14 protein-coding genes and 2 pseudogenes are annotated in these 19,356 nt (G+C 70.7%); 8 read left to right on the plus strand and 8 right to left on the minus strand.

Annotation, left to right across the window (positions count from 1 at the left end):
* Positions 1 to 252: 252 nt before the first annotated feature.
* Positions 253 to 1,872 carry a HEAT repeat domain-containing protein gene (locus ACFXKZ_RS49880; protein WP_380014307.1) on the plus strand — a complete coding sequence of 540 codons (1,620 nt, stop codon included), beginning with the start codon at positions 253 to 255 and terminating at the stop codon, positions 1,870 to 1,872.
* Between the two features lie 69 nt (positions 1,873 to 1,941).
* On the opposite strand, the gene ACFXKZ_RS49885 is transcribed toward ACFXKZ_RS49880, so the two are convergent.
* Positions 1,942 to 3,555 (minus strand): hypothetical protein, encoded by a 1,614-nt coding sequence (locus ACFXKZ_RS49885; protein ID WP_380014310.1) that lies wholly within the window; start codon positions 3,553 to 3,555, stop codon positions 1,942 to 1,944.
* A 551-nt stretch (positions 3,556 to 4,106) separates the two neighbouring features.
* On the opposite strand from ACFXKZ_RS49885, the gene ACFXKZ_RS49890 reads away from it, so the two are divergent.
* The 3 genes and pseudogenes from ACFXKZ_RS49890 to ACFXKZ_RS49900 all read left to right on the plus strand — a co-directional run.
* Positions 4,107 to 5,294: a Fic family protein gene (locus tag ACFXKZ_RS49890; RefSeq protein WP_380014313.1), complete on the plus strand. Its 1,188-nt coding sequence runs from the start codon at positions 4,107 to 4,109 to the stop codon at positions 5,292 to 5,294.
* 556 nt (positions 5,295 to 5,850) lie between these two features.
* Entirely contained in the window at positions 5,851 to 6,897 is a 1,047-nt protein-coding gene (locus ACFXKZ_RS49895; protein WP_380014316.1) for a hypothetical protein, read from the plus strand.
* Between the two features lie 15 nt (positions 6,898 to 6,912).
* Positions 6,913 to 7,305 (plus strand): annotated as a pseudogene (locus tag ACFXKZ_RS49900) (hypothetical protein); the annotation flags it as partial.
* Positions 7,306 to 7,757: 452 nt separating this feature from the next.
* Here ACFXKZ_RS49900 and ACFXKZ_RS49905 read toward each other — a convergent pair.
* Positions 7,758 to 8,590: pseudogene (locus ACFXKZ_RS49905) on the minus strand (class I tRNA ligase family protein).
* 169 nt (positions 8,591 to 8,759) lie between these two features.
* Complete coding sequence (locus ACFXKZ_RS49910) at positions 8,760 to 9,185, minus strand: class I SAM-dependent methyltransferase (protein ID WP_380014319.1); 426 nt, start codon at positions 9,183 to 9,185, stop codon at positions 8,760 to 8,762.
* A 246-nt stretch (positions 9,186 to 9,431) separates the two neighbouring features.
* On the opposite strand from ACFXKZ_RS49910, the gene ACFXKZ_RS49915 reads away from it, so the two are divergent.
* Both ACFXKZ_RS49915 and ACFXKZ_RS49920 read left to right on the plus strand, forming a co-directional pair.
* Positions 9,432 to 9,596, plus strand: a complete 165-nt coding sequence (locus tag ACFXKZ_RS49915) for a DEAD/DEAH box helicase family protein (protein WP_380014322.1) — start codon at positions 9,432 to 9,434, stop codon at positions 9,594 to 9,596.
* Positions 9,597 to 9,818 carry a hypothetical protein gene (locus ACFXKZ_RS49920; RefSeq protein ID WP_380014325.1) on the plus strand — a complete coding sequence of 74 codons (222 nt, stop codon included), beginning with the start codon at positions 9,597 to 9,599 and terminating at the stop codon, positions 9,816 to 9,818.
* A 626-nt stretch (positions 9,819 to 10,444) separates the two neighbouring features.
* Here ACFXKZ_RS49920 and ACFXKZ_RS49925 read toward each other — a convergent pair.
* The 3 genes from ACFXKZ_RS49925 to ACFXKZ_RS49935 are packed head-to-tail and all read right to left on the minus strand — an operon-like array spanning position 10,445 to position 13,171.
* Positions 10,445 to 11,053 carry a hypothetical protein gene (locus tag ACFXKZ_RS49925; RefSeq protein ID WP_380014328.1) on the minus strand — a complete coding sequence of 203 codons (609 nt, stop codon included), beginning with the start codon at positions 11,051 to 11,053 and terminating at the stop codon, positions 10,445 to 10,447.
* Positions 11,046 to 12,503, minus strand: coding sequence for a hypothetical protein (locus tag ACFXKZ_RS49930; RefSeq protein WP_380014331.1), 1,458 nt, complete (start codon positions 12,501 to 12,503; stop codon positions 11,046 to 11,048). Before ACFXKZ_RS49930 ends, ACFXKZ_RS49925 begins: the two co-directional genes overlap by 8 nt.
* On the minus strand, positions 12,503 to 13,171 hold the full coding sequence (locus tag ACFXKZ_RS49935) for a hypothetical protein (protein WP_380014334.1): 669 nt from the start codon (positions 13,169 to 13,171) through the stop codon (positions 12,503 to 12,505). Before ACFXKZ_RS49935 ends, ACFXKZ_RS49930 begins: the two co-directional genes overlap by 1 nt.
* A 988-nt stretch (positions 13,172 to 14,159) precedes the next feature.
* Between ACFXKZ_RS49935 and ACFXKZ_RS49940 the strand changes: the two genes are divergently transcribed.
* Positions 14,160 to 14,822, plus strand: a complete 663-nt coding sequence (locus tag ACFXKZ_RS49940) for a hypothetical protein (protein ID WP_380014337.1) — start codon at positions 14,160 to 14,162, stop codon at positions 14,820 to 14,822.
* A gap of 365 nt (positions 14,823 to 15,187) precedes the next feature.
* Complete coding sequence (locus ACFXKZ_RS49945; protein ID WP_380014340.1) at positions 15,188 to 15,610, plus strand: hypothetical protein; 423 nt, start codon at positions 15,188 to 15,190, stop codon at positions 15,608 to 15,610.
* 544 nt (positions 15,611 to 16,154) lie between these two features.
* Here ACFXKZ_RS49945 and ACFXKZ_RS49950 read toward each other — a convergent pair.
* Complete coding sequence (locus tag ACFXKZ_RS49950) at positions 16,155 to 18,572, minus strand: VWD domain-containing protein (RefSeq protein WP_380014343.1); 2,418 nt, start codon at positions 18,570 to 18,572, stop codon at positions 16,155 to 16,157.
* On the minus strand, positions 18,569 to 19,030 hold the full coding sequence (locus ACFXKZ_RS49955; protein ID WP_380014346.1) for a hypothetical protein: 462 nt from the start codon (positions 19,028 to 19,030) through the stop codon (positions 18,569 to 18,571). Before ACFXKZ_RS49955 ends, ACFXKZ_RS49950 begins: the two co-directional genes overlap by 4 nt.
* Positions 19,031 to 19,356 lie beyond the last annotated feature (326 nt).

The raw sequence follows: 19,356 nt of genomic DNA on the forward strand, positions 1-19,356 counted from the left end.
GTTTCGCGGTCAGGCCGCCCCCGTCGGGATACCGCATGACACCGGCATACACCCACAACCCGCCCCACCGTCACCCCAAACCGAAAATCTCAGTAGCCGTCGCGGCACCACGCCTACGGGGACGCCGGCGACGTCCCGGACCGGATACGGTCCCTGTACTCGGAGCATGAGGATCGCGCCGGCGAAGCCCTGCGCTGGTTGTTCAACCATGTGTTGCATCAGGGGTCGGTATATCCGGCGACCGTGGCGGCCGTGCCGTTCCTTGCCCACGCCGCCGTGCACACCGTTCACAAACGGGCGGGAGTACTCGCGTTGCTCGCGGGCGCCGGGGGCGAGGGCCCCGTGCCGCGGGCCGGCGATCAGGAAAAGGGGCACACGCGGGTCGGGGCCGAAGTCTTCGGCCTGCTGCATCTGCTCGGCGACGACGACCCCGAGGTGCGCCGTCGAGCCGTGCGGGTCATGCGCCGCGCCGGCGCGGAAGCCCTGCCGGCGGCGGTGCGCGAACTGGCCGTGACCTACGCGACGGACCCGATCCCGGCCGTCCGCGCGGAGGCTCTGATCGTTCTCACCCGCATCGACCCCGACCCACAGGCCCGCACGCGGCGCCTCCGCGACGCGTTGGCGGACCCGGTCGCCGCCGTCCGCGCGGTCGCCGCCCTCGCGCTCCTGGAACGGGAGTCCGCCCCCTACCCGGCGGACCTGGTCGCGGTCCTCGCCGACGCCGGGGGCGGCCGCGAACTCGCCGTCAACCGGATCGAGTTCTTTCCCGGGATCGGCGACACCGACTCCCGCGTCGCCGCGGTACTGGCCCACGACGCGGACGCCACCGCGGCGGTGGCCCGCGCCTGGATCGCGCAGGGCGACGTCGAAGGCCGCGGCTCACGACGAGCCAACGAACTCTCCGCCCATTGGCGCGACCGCGAGAACGACACCCTCGTCCTGCTCGCCGCCGCCCTCCTCCACACGGCGACACCCTGGGACCTGTCCGAAGTGCTCGTCGCCGTCATCCGCTGGGCGCCCGACACCCCCCACCGCGACACCACACTCGGCGACAACCTCATCCCTCACGCACTCGCCGACACCACCACCGCCGAACTCGCCCTCGGCCTCCTCGGCGACGCACGCCTGCTCATCGCCGTCCCCGACCCCGAACCCCGGCCACTGGTCGCGCTCGCCACCCGCACCCACAACGTCGACCATCAACGGCTCGCGCTGCGCCACCCCCACGCGAGTCCCGACGAACTCCTCACCACCCTGACACCCCACTCCGCCCGCACCCTCCTGCCGGACCTCAAGGACCTGCTGCGCCGACACCCCACCGTGACGCTCCTACGACGCTTCGGCGACTGGGGCATCCGGGACACCGAACTGCTCGCCCTGCTCGCCCACAACGCCCGCGGCAACCCCGGCGAACTCACCACCGCCGCAACGGTCACCGCCGCCCGTCTCGGCGCCGACCCGGCCCCGGCTTTGGACCTGCTGGCACGCAGCCTCGAGGGCGACTGGCAATGCCTGGAGGAGGCGGGCCGCCTGGGGCCGACGGCCGCACCACTGCTTCCACTGGTCGAGGGTTTCCTCGCCGCCGACTACGACTGGACACGGCTGGATGCCGCCGAAGCCCACTGGCGCATCACCGGCGACCGCTCCACAGCCGTGCCGGTCCTGACCGATCTCGCCGAAACGCTCCCCCTGCCCGCACTCGAAACGCTCCTGGCGATCGGCCCGCCCTACCCCACCTACCTGCGGCCGCACCTCCTGCACTGGGCCACCACCGACCGCCGTGTACTGCCCAACGACGACATCTTCGCCCCGCCCACCGAACTGCCCCCGGACACCCGACTGCGGTCCGCAGCGACACGGATGCTCGCGTGAACGACACGACACCACACGGCAAGAGGTCGTCGGCGTGGGCCGTACGCGGCCGCCGCAAGAGAAGTCGTCTCAGGGTGAGGACATCGGGGCGGATGGCACGGCGAGGGATTCGAGGAACGTGCCGAGGGCAACGCAACGAGGAAGTCGGTCCAGAGCAGTGGACAATTCCGCCCAACGGGCAGGGTCCGCGCCGCAGGTGGCGATCAGCAACGGGGCGGTCGTGTCCGCTGCACCTTGCCCCAGGACGTCGTCGACGGGCAGTCGCAGCAGTAGGTCCAACGTGCAGTGGCGGGACTGTCGCACCGCGTGTTGCACCGTGTGGAAGTGATCGTCGTCGCCGGTCCGGTCCAGCCAGGACGCCAGAACCGCCGCGGGGTCGGGATGGGCGTCGAGCTCGTCGTCGGTGAGCAGGCGCACGGTCGTGTCGTCGGCGGGCGCGTCGTGGGCAAGGCTGCGCAACCAGCCGGGCGCGGTGTCGGTGCGTGCGAGGGCGCGTAGTTCGGCGGGATGGAGGTGCTCCAGGACGGCGGCCACGGCGTCGCGCGGGGTGTGCGGGTTCGTCGCCAGGTGGGCGAGGGCGTCGATGCGTCGGCTTTGGTGCCGATCCAGCTCGGGCCCCGGTCCGTAGCGGCCTTCCTCGGCGTGGACGACGACGGTGGGGCGTGGCAGTCGGGCAAGGCGATCGCACAACACTGTCAGGTCACGCGCATTGTCACCGACCGTGGCGAGATCGCGGGCGAGCCGGGGAACGGCGTCGTCGGACAGGATCCGCGCGCTTGACAGGCGTCCTCGTCGCATGCACTCCGACACGGCGGCGTGCACCTCGGCGGCGGCGATCCCCAGGACACGCGGGTGTCTCCGGACACGTTCGGCGATCTCACCCAGACGCTCGCGCTGGGTCACCGACGGCCTGGGCAGGCGGGCCAGTTCGGGGCAGGTCAACACAGGCAGGCAGATCTCGAGCATGGCGTCGTCCAGGGCCTGGGTGTCGGCGTGTGTGAGCAGGACGTGGCGCACCGCCCGCCCGAGGTGCGGGTGGTCGACCAGTTCCGGCCATCGGTCGGGGCACCTTTCGAGCACTCGCCAGGCGGAAGGATGGAACGCCCCCGCACGCCAGGAAGACAACCCTCCCGTCGACCGCACCCAGTCCACGGGGCACGACGGCGCGCCCGGATCGGCCAGGGCCGACGCGCACGGGCCCAGGCACCGGTGCAGGATCGCGTCGAGCAGTTCGTCGGGCATCGGGTGCGCGGGTTCACCGCGTTGCCGGATGTCCCAGTACGAGGCGACCGAGTCCAGGTCCCAATCGTTCAGGGAGTTCACGAGATCCGCGGCAACGCGTACGTGGCCGGAGCCGGCCAACGCCACGACCAGGTCGGGCCACACCCGATGGGCCGCGGTGACCATCGGCAAGTCCTCGACGCCGAGCCGGCCTTCCCGAATGTGGTCCGCGACCGCCTCGCGGGTCACCGCGCGAATCAGGTCCGCACGCAGCGCGGGTTCGCGCACACGCGCGAACAGCACGGGAAGCGCGGCATCCAACGCGTCCCGACGCCACCGGTCGGTGTGTTCGGCATCGCGGGACGGCACCGTCAACGCGTCCACCACCGACGCGAAGGCCGCCTCCGGAAGGTCCTCACGGCACGCCAACGCCCCCCACAGTCGATACGTGCGTGCGTCCACCACGGCAAACCCCCAAGGATCCTGCGGCCTCCCGAAACCCGGACCGCTCCGGCCGGAACGTACTCCCAACGCACCGATCGAGGACGAGGAACAACGAACCGACCCCGCCCCGAGACCCCCATGCCTACAATCCGGGCGCCCTGCCCGTGAGTGGGTACACCAGGATGCCCTCGCCACAAGCGGCAACGCTGCGGTTGTGCACGCAGGAGGGAGAGGTCGGCCGATCCAGGCGGCGTCGGGAAGCGACGATGGCCCGTAGATGGGGTTCCTCGAACGGACGTGATCCACGCCCCGAACACGCTCGGCCCGACACTCACGGCGAGGCCACACGGCGATGCCGAGCGGCGCGGCAATCCGCTTGAGTGCACCCCGGATGGGCATGGCAGGCTTGCGCAATGATCCCCGACCTGGCTCCTAGCCATCTGATGTGGGACGAGGTGGACCCTGCCCGTCATCCGTTCAACCCCGCGTCCGCAACGCAAGTGGTGCGTTCACTCGGGCCGGCTCGGTGCATACCGAGCCGACCCGATGTCTCCATCGCCGACTCGGCGATGAACGTCTGGAGTTGGGAGGTGGCCAGGCCGTGGGCGGACGCCATGTCGCACGCCCTTGTCGAGTACTACGGGCGCTGGGCGGTGGGTTGGCGATGGTCGCAGGGCGAGGGGGACTTCGACGGTGGGCCGGTCGGGAACTGGTGCTGCATGCGCGATTCGATCACCACCCCGCCGGAGACGCTCGCGCAAGTGGTGACGGCGCTGTGCGAGTGGCGGGAGTGGCTGGAGAGCCTCGCCGGATGGTTCGAGACGTACCCGCTGGATCCGGAATCCGTGGAGGAACACCGGATCCTGTGGGAATGTGCCGCCCGGAACCTCATCCGGCACGTGGTCGATCGCACCGGCTGTGAAAGCGGCTGGTACGGGCACTGCGAGCAGGTGCTGACCTGGTTCCTCAGCCGGTGGGGAGTGGCTCCCGACGTCGCGCGGGACATGGTCCGGCGGGCCATCGGCGGCCGGTTCGAGAGTTGGACCGGGCCCGACACGGTACTGATCGAGGACGTCGTCGAGCGGCTCGCGCTGTCGGTCCGTCCGGACACCGGGGCACGGCCCGCCGTGGTCGCGCCCGACCACCTCCAGCGCTGGCTGGAGCTCCGGGAGGTCGTGCCCTGGCACGAGGCATCGGACCGTGGCACGGGCGCTCCCGCAGCCGTGTCGCGCGACGGTGCCACGGAGGACATTCGCGCTTTCGACGGGGCCATCGATCCTGCCCGCGCCGACGGGCTGTTGGCCGCCCTGGAGTTGGTGCGGCTCGACGCTGCGCGCGGCGCCCCGCTCGACTTCGAACTGCTGCGCAGATGGCAGCAACACGTCCTGGGCACACCCGAGCCGCCGCAGTTTCGCAGCCTTCCGGCCTTTGCCAAGGGCGGCCGCGAACGCTACGGCATCAGCCCGGACACCCGTACGCGCCTCGACGGTTGCCTGAGCGAAAGCCAGGCGGCCGACGGGCGGGTACCGCCTGTCACCGCGCGTGCCGCACGGGCCTACCTCGACGTCTGCTTCTTCCATCCGTTCGACGACGGCAACGCCCGATCCGCCTTCCTGGCCCTGCTCTTCGTCCTCGCCCGCGAGGGCATCACGCCCAACGGCGTCAGCCTGATCCGCCGGGTCACCTTCCAGGCAGACAACCCTCAGGACGCGCTGACTCTCGCCCGCTACATCGACGCACACCTTACGGACGCATGACGCAGTGCCGCCACCTGAGGAACATGCCGCCGTGCGTTCGCCGAACGTCGAGCGCATACCGGTCGCCGGCGCCCGTCTTCGAAGGAAGGGCCAACCGTGCAGTACCGCAACCGCCGCGGACCGCTGCCCGGTCGTAGGGCGGACCCGCCACACGCGTCGAGGGGCTTCTCGCGCGACCGTCCGGCACTTCCCATGTTTCGTCCCGGTGCAGCGGCCGGTCGCACACTGCCCGGCGACGCTCCATCGCGTGCTCGACCTGCTGGAGGCTCACTTCCTTGTGGAGGCCCTCACCGTTCGCGTCGGTGAGGTCGATCACGACGCCGGTCCATCGCCGCTCGGGGCTCGCGCCGGTCCCGGGGATGCCGGGTTTCCCGCGATCGGGTCGATCGTTGCGCGCGTCATGGCGAACCGGTCCCCGGCGCCAGCGGGGTTCGACGTGCGTGCGGTGGTGTGCGCGTCGTCCGCACCGCGGCGGCCCGCCCGTCGTCGCAGGCGTGTGGGAGTGTGGACTGGTCGGTGATGGACCGGAGTTCGGGGGAACCGTATGCGCGGATGGATGAGACGTCTCGGTACCACGGTGGCCGTGCTGGTGTCGGCGACATGCGCGGTGGCGGGTTGTTCGTCGGGCGGCGGGGACACCGGACCCGTGCCGAGCGTGTCGGCGGTGGCCCCGGCCCCCGACCCGCCGGCGATCTCCGAGGCCGAGGCCCGGCAGGTTCTGGAGCACTACGACACCGAGAACAACACGGCGAACGCGACACTCGACGGCGACCGCCTCGCCGGGGTGGAGGGCGGCGAACTGCTGGAGGGGTCACTGGCGTCGTACCGTGCCGACCGGGCACGCCCGGACCGGGAACCGTACAAGCCGTTCACCCACCTCGATCCGCAGTTCTGGATCCCCCGGGCGAGCGGCCATCCCCGCACGTTCGTCGCCGTCGCCGCCACCGGTGCCGACAGCGAGGACAAGGCCGTCGTCCACTTCGTCCAGGACACGCCCGGCGCGCCGTGGAAGGCCGTGTTCACCGCCCACGCCCGGGTGGGCGACCCACCGGCGACGGCGAGCGCGAGCCCCGAACGCCTGGCTCGCCCCACACTCGACGACGTCGCCCGCGACGCCTCCGGCTCCGCACACACCACGACCGCGGGCGACGCCGCGACGGTGTGCGGGCGATACGCGGCGGTGATGTCGGTGCCCGCCGGGCCCGGCGCGTCCGAGGCCCGCCTCGCGCCGGGTAGTTACACCGCCGACCTGCGCAAGCGGATCGAGGACGACGCCCACCGGGACGAGCGGATGTCGCAGACCACCACCGTCACCGCCCGCCCCGTCGTCCGGCAGACGTTCCGGACCGCCACCGGCGACCGCCTGGTCCCTTGCGTCCTGGACAAGACGATCGAGGCCAAGGCCCTGATACCCCAGGCACACCTGACCGCCACCGCCCCCACGACCATCGCGTTCCTGGGCCGGAGCGGCCCCTTCACCACCGTCAAGGAAACATTCCTCGCCTGCGTCCTGATCCGGGTCCCCACCGCACCCGACGCGCCGGCCACCGTCCTCACCGGCGGACTGGCCCAATCACACCCCCTCGACGCCACCGGAACGTAGCCTGTTCCGCGGCCGATCCCGCCCGCCTCGGAGGCGTGTCGGTGCCGTTGGGGCTCCTACACCCCGCGTCCGCAACACCAGCCACATCACCCACCAAGCCATCGACACCGACCCCGTGCGACTACCCCCCAGCCGTCCGCCATAGCCGCGTTCCTCGACGTCATCGCCCGCCAGACCGCCCGCGCGCCGATCCGCCGCGTCCTGGAGATCGGCGCCAGCACCGGCTTCCATGCCGCGCTGGTGGCCGAACCGACCGGCGCGAGCGTGCACACCCTCGACGCCGCACAGGTCGTCGTTGACGAAGCCTGCGCCTCCCTCACCCGCGCCGACTACACCGGCCGCGTCACCGCGCACCTCGGCGACGGATACCCAGGGCCGCCCGAACTCGGGCCCAACGACCTCATCGTCGCCACCTGCGGCGTCATCGGTGCCTCCCCACTCGCTCGAGCAACTCGCCCCCGGCGGCTCGATCCTGGTCCCCCTCGCTCACGCGGCGTCCACCCCCTCGCCCACATCCAAAGCACCGACGACGGCCGCCTCACGGGACGGTTGTGCGGGTTCGCCGACTTCATGCGCGCCACCGGCCCGCTCTACGGCGACAACCCCCGGCACCCTCCGCAACCGCGACATCCGTCTCTCCTCCCCCACGCACACCCACCCGCTCGACACCACCGAACTCACATGGGCGCAATTGTGCGACCTGACCGCCTACATGGCCGGCCACGACGGGCGCACCACCTGCGTGCGTGTCGAGGGCCTGCGCGGCACCGACAGCATCGGCCTGTTCGACGAGAACACCCTCAGCGCCGCCGTCGTCCAAACGACCACGGTCCACGGCACCGGACCGGCCGCCGAACGGCTCATCGCCACCGCCGCACAGTTGTACCGGGCCTGGGAGAACGCCAGCCGGCCAGCATCACCGCCCGGTGTTTCGAGACCACCCCGTCCACCGCCACCGACGGCACCGTCATGAGGTCGCGGGTGATGCCGCGGTCCTCCAGGCCCTCGTTCAGCCACTTCAGGGCGATCGAGGTGGTCAGCGTCGGCCAACCCTCGCGGGACTCGATCCACTCCCGCAGCCGCGGCGCCAGCTGCGACTGCCGGAAGAACAGGTGCTTGCTGTCCCGGACTTCGAGATCGTGGCTGCCGCTGATCGCGGACCGAGGATCGATGAGCTGCGTGGGGTCGAGCAGGCGCGTGCAGTTCTCGCACTGGTCACCGCGCGCCGCGTCGTACCCGCAGTGCGGGCATGTGCCGATCACGTAGCGGTCGGGCAGGAACCGCTGGTCCGCGTGCGAGTACACCTGCTTGACCACGCGCTCCTCGATCAGCCCCCGCTCGGCAAGCCGGTTGCCGAAGTGCTGCGTCAGCTCGCGGTTCTGCGCGGAGGAGCTCGGCCGAAGTGGTCGAAGGAGAGCTCGAAGCCCGCGTAGATCTGCGCCTGCAGGTCGTGCTGCTGCGCACAGAACTCAGCCACCGACAGCCCCGCGTCCTTGGCCGCAAGTTCGGCCGGGGTCCCGTGCTCGTCCGTCGCACAGGCGTACAGGCGTACAGGCGTACAGGACCTCGTGCCCACGCTGGCGCAGGTACCCCGCGCGTACACGTCGGCAGGCAACATGGAGCCGACGAGATTGCCGAGGTGCTTGATCCCGTTGATATACGGGAGGGCGCTCGTGATGAGGTATCTCGCCATGCGATGCACTACTCCATGAAGGGGTTGCGGGTCGGCCGTGGACCCACAAGCGCGTGCGGCGACTACAACGAGGGCCAGCGGTAACAGAAAGCTAACACAGCGTCGAGCCCCGCCCCGATGAATACCGAAAGCCACCGAATCAACACGCAGAGATCAGGAATCGTCTCCGTCAGTCGGCGTCTCGGGGGGTGGCTTCGCCGATTACATGGTGCGGGCCGCTGTCACGCACATTCGCGGTCCACCCCAGTGCCTCCAACGCGGCCATCAGCTCCTGCGGCTCGTGGAGGACCTTCACGGCCCGATACACCGTCCCGTCGACCAGCTCACGACCAACGACGGTTGGGTCGGCGCCCGGCAGCAACGTCTCGATCTCAGCCTTCCGCAGACCGTCATCCACGAACACGACACGGCCGCCCGGCTTCGGCGCCTGGCGAAGCATCGCCCAGAACGCAGCAAAGCGGCTCCTCGGGACATGAGTGAGCCAGAAGGCGAAGAACACCGTGTCGTACCGACGTAGCGGCACCCACTGAAAGACGTCGGCCTCAAGGAAGGTGACCGACGCATCGGCCACCCGCTCCCGAGCGATAGCCAGCATCTCCGGCGCCCGCGTCGAGGGCCGTCAGGGTGCTCACTCGGTCAACCGGGTAACGCGTCCACTGCCCGGTTCCGCAGGCCGGCTCCAGAATGTCGTCTCCGATGACAGAGTCCGCGACATCGACCCAAAGAGCAGCACTGCCCATGCGATTTCCGTAGTTGGTGTTGTATTCACAGGCACGGGCTCGGTGAGGCCATCAACGCGGTCTTCGATGGCTTCGCCGAGCACAACCTCGGGAAGCTCATCATGGCCTGCGGCACCGGCATGACCTTCACCAGCCTGAAGATCGTGGAGCGGCTGCAGAAGGAGCGGGTCGAGGCTGGCCAGGGCGAGCACACCACCGTCCTGTTCTTGGTGCCCTCCATCGCCTTGCTGTCACAGACCCTGCGTGAGTGGTCCTACGGGGCGTAGGTGCCACTGCGCGCGTTCGCGGTGTGCTCGGATGCCCAGGTCGGCAAGCAGAAGGCCCGGGCCGGAATCGAGCGCCCCGGCTCCTACGGAGCCGCTTTGACTCGTCATCTGCGCGCCGAGGGCATCGAGGTGACCGAGGTCAACCAGCCCGACAAGCCGCACGACGCCGCCACGGCAAGACCGACGCCATCGACGCCGAGGCCGCAGTCCGCGCCGTGCTGACCGGACGCGCCACCGCTGCGGCGAAGACCGGCGACGGCCCGGTAGAGATGCTCCGGCTGTTCAAGCTGGCAAAAGGGTCCGCAGTCAAGTCCAGGACCCAGGCGATCAACCAGCTCAAGAGCATCCTGGTCTCGGCGGACTCGGCCCTCCGCGAGTCGCTCGCGGGGTTGAGCAACCCGCGCCTGTTCAAGCGGTGCGCCGACCTCGATCTCCAGCACGTGAGGGGGCCGGGCGGGGCCGCTCGTCACACCTTGAGGCTGCTGGCCCGCCGCATCCGGCACCTGACCGAGGAGATCGACGATCTCAACAAGCGGATAGCCGAGGCCGTCGAAGTCAGCACGCCCGGCCTGCTGGAAGTCCGCGGAGTCGGCCCGGACAGCGCCGCCGGCCGAACCGCGGCGACGACTGCCAAGCGAACGCCGCCCTCTACCGGATCGTCTTCAGTGGGTGGGCGTGGTCAGCCGAGCGGAACGTCGGACGTCCGCCATCGGGAACGCTGTGCAGACGGAAGAGCATGCGGCATCCGGGCAGTTCCCCAAATCTGGCCCGTCGCGACCCGGTTCGCCCCAGCCAGCCGAGGCATCGTCCGGCCGGGGCGGTCGCCGCGGGCGTCAACGAGAAACGCGTCAGGTTGCGGGGAGTTCGATGGCGGCGGCGAGTGCGGCCTTCTGGTACGGCGGGAGCCATTGGCGGCGGGTGAACACTTCAACGGGGTAGTCCGTACCGGTTCCGTACATGAGTGTCTTGATCGTGCCCCTGATGACGGGCGGGTTGCCGTCGGGCGCGAGTCGGACGACGTAGACCCAGGTGTCCGGGTCGCCGGGGTCCTGGTGTGGGGCGACGCGTCGTGTGCGGCCGATCCACGGGACGTCCTTGCGGCCGGCCGCCCAGGTCGTGATTGCCGCGTCCAGGTCGTCGGGCGCGTCGGGACCCTCGGGGGTGAACGTGTAGTAGGCCGCCTGTGGGCCGTCGGGCACGATCTCGACGCCGTCGGTGTCGATGTCCTCGCCGTCGGCGGCGATGTGCAGGAGTTCGGCCTCGTGTTCGGTGATGGGCACGCCCTCGTGGATCAGGCCGGCGATCAGGTTCGTCAGGGCGAAGTCGTCCTCGCCGCCCATCATGGGTCCCCACGACACGTCGAGTTGGTCGTCGCTGACGCGGCCCGACATGAGCATGAGCAGACGAAGATGCGCCTCGCGGGCGGAGAGCGGGCCGGTCATCGTGTCCTCAGGCATCGGTCCATCTTCCCTGGGGGTCCTGTCGTTGCGGTACCCAGTTTCCGTCCCGGTCCCGACGGTAGCGGGCCACGGTGGTTCCGCCGGGGTCGACCTCCTGGCGGATGAGTTCGTTGCGTTTGGTGCCCTCGTAGGTCCAGGTGCCGTCGCCGCCCAGGTCCGGGTGCCGGTATTTGGGTGTGACGCCCTGGGGTGCGTCGGAGGGGTACGGGGGGCTCGGGGGATTCGTCGTGACGCCGGGACCGGCATGGGGGTAGGCCGTCCTGATCTCGCCCGTCTCCAGGACGGTGACGGTGACCGTGACGTCGGGCGGTTTCCCTCCGACGCGACGGGTGCCCTGGTAGTCGTAGGCCCACAGGCGCTCGCCGTTGGGGCCGCTCGACGGGTACGGACCCTTGACGGGGGCGCCGGAACGGGCGATGTCCTCCGTCACCGCCATGATGTCCGAATCCTTCCAACTCCGGGGGAATTCCGTCTTGTTGGGCTTGCCGAGTCCGGATCGGTGGCCGCCGGACTTGCCTCCGTCACCGGTGAGGATGTGCGTGTTCGAGGCCGCCGAATGGCGGATGGACGCCGGAGTGGGCGGCCGTTGCGGAGGAGGACCGTACTGCGGCGAAGGCGTCGAGGCCCCTCCCCCGCCCGAACCGCGACCGCCGCGACCGCCTCCGCCGCCCGGCCGGGTCCCGGGTCCGCCCGGGGCGCCGCCGGGTATGCGGGCGCTGCCGGGTCGGCCCGCTCCACCGGCGCCGGCGCCCGGCGCGGAACCACCACCGCCACCGCTCCGGGGCTGGTTGATCTTGCCACCGGGCAGGCGTTTCGTCCGGTCCGCCTGCTCCTGGTCGGTGGCCACCACCTTGCCGGTCTGCCGGCGCAGGTTCGTTCCCGTCTTGGCCACCATGTCCGGCGCTCGAACCGTGCCTCGCCGGAAGTCGGTGACGATCGCCTCCTGGCCGGCCTTGAGCGCGGCGCTGTAGCGGTCGTTGCCCAGGGGGGTTGCTCCCGCGAGTTGCTTGTCCAGTGCGCCCTGGGCGGCGACGATGCGCTGTCCGGCCGCATCCATGCGCGCGGCGGCGCCCTCGAGGGTCTGCGGGACGGTCACCGTGTCGGCGCCCGGCGCGGACGGCGCCGGGGCCTTCCACGGTGGTTTCGAGCCGCTTTCGATCCGCGGCATGTAGGGCGTCGAGGAGGACGGTGGCGCGCCGGGCCGGTCGCCTTCGGGCCCGGAGGAGAACGGGTTGCCCGGTTGGGTGCGGTCGGGCCCCTGGGGCTGGTCCGGGGGATCGAATCGTGGTCCCTCGGGTTCGGCGCCCGGGGCGTTGGTGCCCTTGGGCGGCGATGTGGCCTTCGGTGGGGTGCCGGGCTTGGCGGGTTCCGAAGCTCCCGGTTTGGTGATGTCGGGCGTGTTGGGCTTGGGCGGGTTCGGTGGTCTCGGCGGCGGTTTGCCCGGCATCAGGGGCCGCCTCCGGGGTCCATCGTCGCGGCGATCTTCGTCCTGGCCGCGGGAGCGTGCCCCGCCGGCGACGCTCCGGCGGAGGCAGGCGCAGTGGGAGCGGCGGCTTCCAGGTCGCGGTCGACGAGTTCGCCCGACTGGTGGGTCAGCCCGGCCAGGCCGCCCTTGTCGCGGGCCGTGCCCAGCAGGGCGCCGACCTTGTCGGTCATCGCCTGGAAGCAGTGCTCGAGCGCGGCCCGGGCCGAGGACACCTCGTAGATGTCACCCGGCGGTCCCGCCGGCGGCACCCGACCCTCCGCCCGGAGCCCGGCGACCTTCTGCTGCAGGGTCCGTAGGTGCCCCTCCCCCTCGGACTGGGCGTTGCGGACCTCGATCGCCGCGTTCCGGAACGCCCCGACCATTTCCTTGGCGGCGTTGAACACGCCCACCAGATGCGCTCCGGAGACCTGCCCCCAGTAGCCGGCGAACGTGTCCACCGCCGAGCCCTTGTTGGCGTTCACCACCTCGGTGGCCGCCGCGTCTGCGTCCATCCGCGCCGCGTCCACCTCACCCGCGTACACGTTGTACGCGTCCGCCATCGCGTCCCACGCCTGCGCATCGATGGCCGGCCATTCGACCCCCGTCCACCCCAACGCCTCCGCCAGTTCCGGCGGAACCGCAGTCCCCACTCGCAACCCCCGTATGCCCCAGGCGCATTCTCGAAGCGCCGGCCGGGCGGCCGTTCCCCGACGCGGCACGAGAACATCCTTGTGAGCAGCGATCCTATTGAACGGTTGGATGCTGTGGGTGAAGAACCGGTCACGATGACTGGCGGGTTGCTGCGCCCGGGGCAGCATGGCGCCGCTCCTCGTGATGACGGTCCGGGACGCTACCTTTCGCTGGCGTGAGATCACCCGAGGAACTCGACACGATCGATTGGCCGTCGCTGTACCGCGCCTACGGGGACGGCGGCGACGTCCCGGACTGAATTCGGGTTTTGTACTCGGCCGACGAGGATTGCGCCGCCGACGCCGTGGACTGGTTGTTCAATCATGTGTTGCATCAGGGGTCGGTGTATTCGGCGACGGTGGCGGCGGTGCCGTTCCTCGCTCACGCCGCCGTGCACGCGCGTCACGGACGAGCGGGTGCGCTCGGATTGCTCGCCGGTGCGGGCGGCCGGGGGCCCGAGCCGTCGGGCGGGGACGACGAGGACGGACACGAGCGGGTCGGGACGGAAGTCGCCGGCCTGCTGCACCTGCTCGCCGACGACGACCCGCGGGTGCGCCGCCGCACGGTGCGGGTGGCCCGCCGCGCGAACCCGGAGACCCTGCAGGCGGCGACGCGTGCACCGGCCGCGACGTTCGCGAGGGAACCGGTGCCCGCCGTGCGGGCGGAGGCCCTGATCGTCCTCACCCGGATCGACCCCGATCCACAGGCCCGCGTACGGCGCCTGCGCGACGCCGTGACGGATCCGGTCGCCGCCGTCCGCGCGGTCGCCGCCCTCGCGCTGCTGGAACGGGAAGCCGCGCCCTACCCGGCGGATGTGGTCGCGGTCCCGGCGGACGCCGGAGGCGACCGCGAACTCACACTCACCCGCTTCACAACCCTTTCCCGGGGTCGGCACCACCCACTCTCTTTGCCGCCGTACTGGCCCAGGACGCGGAAGCCACCGCCGAGGTGGCCCGCGCCTGGATCGCCCAGGGCGACGTCGAAAACCGCGGCTCCCGACGCGCCCACGAACTCTCCACCCACTGGCGCGACCGCGACAACGACACCCTCGCCCTGCTCGCCGCGGCCCTTCCCCACGCAACGACACCGTGGGAACTCTCCAACCTGCTCTGGGCCGTCATCCGCCGGATGCCCGGCACCACCCACCCCGACCACGCCCTCGGCGACAACCTCATCCCGCACGCACTCGCCGATACCCCCGACGCCGAAAGCGCCCAACTCGCCCTCGGCCTCCTCGGCAACGAACACCTGCTCACCGACATCCCCGACCCCGAACCCCGGGGCCTGGCCGCACTCGCCACCCGCACCCACAACCTCGACCACCAACAGCTCGCGCTACGCCACCCCCACACCCGCCCCGACGAACTCGCCGCCACCCTGACACCCCACACCGCCCACATACTCCTGCGCGACCTGACAAACCTGCTGCACCGACGCCCCACCGCGACACTCGTACGGAGATTCGGCGACTGGAGCATCCACGACACCGAACTGCTCGCGCGTCGACCGGTGCGTCCGGTACGGGCGCCAGGTCGAGCTGGCGGGCGATCGAGGCGAACACCTCGGCCGCGGTACGACCGCGGGCGTGGACCGCGGCCAAATTGTCGTTGACCGAGGGGCAGCCCAGCGGATCGCGGCCCAGGCGCGCACGGACATGCGGCGCCACCGTGACCAGTTCGGGGTGCGCGGCACACGCGAGCGCGCCCAGCAGCGCCGACTTGCCCACCCCGGGATTACCCACCACCACCCGGAGACCACCCGCCTCGATATCGTCCAGCCACGGCGCGAGCGCACGCAACTGGGAACGCCGGCCGGTGAACTGCGCACCGGCCTTGTCGGCGAAGTGCCGCGCGTCACCCGGGGCGAGGAACACCCGCAGCGCGGGATCCACATCCGCCACCCTCGCGGCGGCCGGGTCGTAGGCGCGGTTCGGGAAGAACGGCAGCGCCGGCTCGTCCTCGGCCAGGACCATCGCGGTGCTCTGCACGCTCTGCACCGGCCCCGGCATCCGCTCCACCCGCTGCCGCACCCGCCGCGCCGCCTTGGAGAACGGCACGTGGGACCGCGCAGCGTCGGTGTCCAGCCCGGTCCGCGCGACCTCCTCCAGCACCTCGGCCAGCGCAACGCTGAACCGCCCGTCGTACGCGTCCTCGCCGCCGCCCGACGCCGCGATCACCCACGCACTGGCCGGCGTGCGCGACGCGTGGACCAAGTGGGGCAGCGCCGCGGCGCGACCGGACCGGCACAGATCGAACAGAAACAACGTCGCCGTACCGGACTCCTGTGCATCGTCCACCCATTGCGAGGCGCTTGTCCCGTGCCCCACCCGGGCATCCGCCGGCACCACGTCCACACGCCCCGGATTCGCGCCGCTCGCCCTGCCATGGGAGGCCACATAGACCACCCGCGCACTCCCGATCGTGTCCGCCACCGCCGCGCGCAACCGTGCCGAGCCGACGTCCCGGGGCACCTCGGTCGCATACCCCAGACGCGCCAGCGCCGCCGCGACCGGAGGCACCACCTCGTCCAAGAACGGCAAATCCGCCCACGACGACCCACCGACCGGAACCTCGCCACCCGAAGCATCCGCCTCGAAACGCCCGATCCCCACGATCAACGCACGCCCGGCACCCACTCACGCCCTCTCACCACAGACATCCAGCGTGCCGGCCGGCGATCAGCCTCACCCGCCGAACACCGGGAATCCGCAAACACGGACCAGCCGCATGTCCCGTGATGCAGAACGAAGTCCGACGAACCATTGCCTCACGCTCCGTCGGGTGAGGCGCTGAGGCCCATACCGGGAAAGCCGAGGTCCACGAAGAGCGTCCTGGTCTCGGCTGACGCCGCCCTGGCCGGAACTGCCGTCGTCACGTTCCGGGGGCGTTGCGACAGACCGTCTCCTGCCGGCCGCCGTCGCCGCCCCCGCACCGACCTCGGCTCTCAGCGTGTCGTGAGTCTGAACCCGTACGTGCCCGAGAGAACCGCGTCCGGCTTGTCGACGACAATGACGTACGTCGAGGTTTCCGGGAGGGTGAGTACGCTCAGGTCCTGGCAGATCGAGACGGCGGGCAACAACGGTGCCACCCCTTTCCGTTCGTCGTCGATGCTCCCGTACAGCCGCCATCGGAAACGGCATTCACCCCCCGGCAGGTGGTTGAAGTGCGTCTTCTGCCCGACCTCGCTCACGAAGCGCAGTTCATACCTCGGGCTTCCCGCCGGGAGGAAGCCCGTGCAGGCGAAGGCACTGCCGAGTTGTTCGGTGTCCCCGATGATCAGCCTGAAGCGCGCGGTGACGTCGCCGTTGTCCTCCGCGTGACATTCGGACCGGCCCGGAGCCTTCTCGTCGGTCGGTGCCGTGCGGCGCGTGGCCGCTTGGAACGCCTCCTGCGCCGCGGTCGCGGCGGCGAACTCCTCGCGCCCCGTCGAGGCCACGTCGAAGATGCAGTCCCCGACCAGTTCGGGATCCGTGACCCCGGCGGCCCGACACGTCGCGTCGGCCCGGTCGCGTGCGGCCAAGGCGGTGGGAGGCGTGGGGAATCGGTGATTGGTGAACGTCGCCGTCGACTGGCCCGGGGCGTAGTCGAACAACGAGGCTTCCTGCGTGATGCGCCATCGGTCGGCGTACGGGCCGTGCAAGTCGTCGGGCCTGGCGGGGACGGCGAGCGTGTTGCCCGCGCCCATGTCCAGGTCGTTATCGGGTCGGCCGTCGAAGTTACCCAGCAAGCCCTCCATGCGCCCCCGCCGAGCGGATGGCACCGCCACGTCCGCCCGGAGGCCGAAAGCGCCGATGGTGCTCACGTGCAGGCGGCTTCCGTCGGGCCAGACGACGCTGTATAACGTGGCGGCGCCCGCACCCTGCCTCGTCAGCACCCCGCCGTGCGGCAACGCCGTGTCACCCGGCGGCGGGGCGACCGTGGCGCCGTTCAGATGAACCTCGATCACCTCCGGGCCGTCGGTCAGATACAGGCCGACCCGGTCGCCCACGACGTTCGCGGCCAGTGCGCCGTTGATGCTCGCCGTGGTCAAACCGGGATAGGCCTTCTGGCGCGCCTGCACGAGCAGCCCGTCGGCCTGTGAGCCTGCGAGGGTGAACTCGCCCACGGATTGCAGGTCGTAGCGCAGGTTGTCGAAGGTCACCAGGTGCGGATCGCCGTTGCTGCCGCCCGTGGCGCAACTCTCTCCCTCGCGGCGGGGGAGAACCGGGCGTGCGGGGGCGGCCTGTACCGCGTTGCCTGCGGGTGCCGGGCGTGGCCGCGGCACCGGGGGGCTCGGTGGCCGACAGCCGGGCATGGGCGCGGGAGCGGGGGCCGACGGTGCCGAGCCGGCGCCGGGCTTCGGCTTTTGCTTCGCGGGGCCGCAGAAGGCATTGAGCCGGATGCCGGTGAATGTCATGGTGCCCGGCTTGTCGCCTCCGCTGATGCCGAGGTAGGCGCGCCCTTTGGGGATGGGCTGGAATTGTGTGCCCGCTCCCGCTGTGTCCTCCGGACACTTGCAGTCGGCCCCCATCGTGCAGAACACCGTCGAAAGCGCGGCCGGGAAGACGAAGTCGCCCGCGTCGCCAGGTCCGAATCTGCCGCCGGGCGCGCCGTTCGGGCCGGGAGTGAACCGCAGCACCTCCGCGGTGACGTTCAGCGCCGTCACTGCGGCCGCCAGTGGCAACGAATCGATGTCCTCGGAGGTACCGTCGGCGACGCGGAGAGACGTGGTCAGCTTCTCCTTCGCGCCGGTGATGGCCGCCCCCTGCGTCGTCCACGCGGGGCCGTGTGCGGGATCGCGTGTGTAACTGGCGGGCCAACTCTGTCGGATGTCGTCGGCGCTGCCGCCCAACGCGGCGGTGAACTCGGCATCGCTGTGTCCGGTGTCCGCATCCGCCGACGCCCGGACGACCGGGACGAAGCGGTTCCACACGTCGATCCTGCGGTAGTCCAACTCCCACCAGAATCCCATGGCTTCGTACGACGACTTGACGAGTGGCCTACCGGCGTGGCTGAGGTAGCCGTTCCACTTGAGGGAGGATTGGTTGAACCTGCCGAACAGCTTGCCGGTCACCCAATCGGCCAGCCCCTCGGCCACCCACGACGGGATGTTGAGGTACGCCTTTGGATTCCCGATGGCCACGCCCGCCGCGCAGTGGGTGACTTCGTGAAGGATGGCTGCGTCGGCGTCGTGGTCCGGGTCGCTCGTGTCGAAGAACTTCGGATAGAAATGGATCAGGCACTGCGGGGTTTTTCCCGTAAACCAGCCCAGGATATCCGCGAGGATGATTTCCGATGGGTCGGATGGTGCGGGCGTCGCAGACACGCAGGCGCCGAAGTTCGGCGCGGGAACGTTCAACCCGATGGTTTGCGAGACTGTCATCCACCAGCCGACGAGCTGCGTGCGAAGGCCCGGATTGTTCGGCGCGCCTTCGGACAGGAGGCGTTCGCCGGAAGGTCCGTGAGTGTCCCGAGCGGTCTGGCCGAGCCCTTCGTGCCGCCGGGTTCGGTTTCCTCGGACGGCTCGTCGGGCGTGCGGATGGCATCGATCGCGGCGCGCTGCTCCGGCGTGATCTCGTCCCAGACGGACTTGATCCAACGCAACGCGGCCGACCCCGAAGTCAGTTCGCGGCGGTCGCCCGGGACCGGTGCCACCCCGGGGAGCGGTTCGTAGACTGTGGCGAACGCGGCAAGCGCCATCTCCTTGGAGACTTCGCCGTTGCGACCGGCCATATCCATGATCTTCTGCCAGGCACTCGGCGGGGGCTCGCCTCCCTCATGGTGCCGACCAAACGGCCCGCAACCCGTCGGCAGGCCGAGCAACAGGATCGCCAGTACCACGATCCAGACCCGCGGCCACCCGCCGGTGTATACCCTCGAAGCCATGCGATCTCCCCGCCGGAACGGGGCCGCTCTGCCGACGCGGGCCGCGTTGCACGTACATTAGGGACGATTTGCGGCGGATAGCGCCGTTCGGTCGGTGTGTCGTGGCGGATCCGCCCGTTTGCGTGCATGGCCCAGCCCGATCCAGATTCCACGCCTCGGCCGGGTGGTGGCTGTGTATGCCGGGCGCGTGGGCCGGCGGCGACAGTAGGGTCACCGGCCGAGCCTGTGTGCCGACGAGTGGCCGACGCCCCACCGGTGATGCGCCCTGATGGGCGAACTCC

Origin of the sequence: Embleya sp. NPDC059237 (assembly GCF_042754105.1) — a bacterium.
Lineage (GTDB): Bacteria > Actinomycetota > Actinomycetes > Streptomycetales > Streptomycetaceae > Embleya.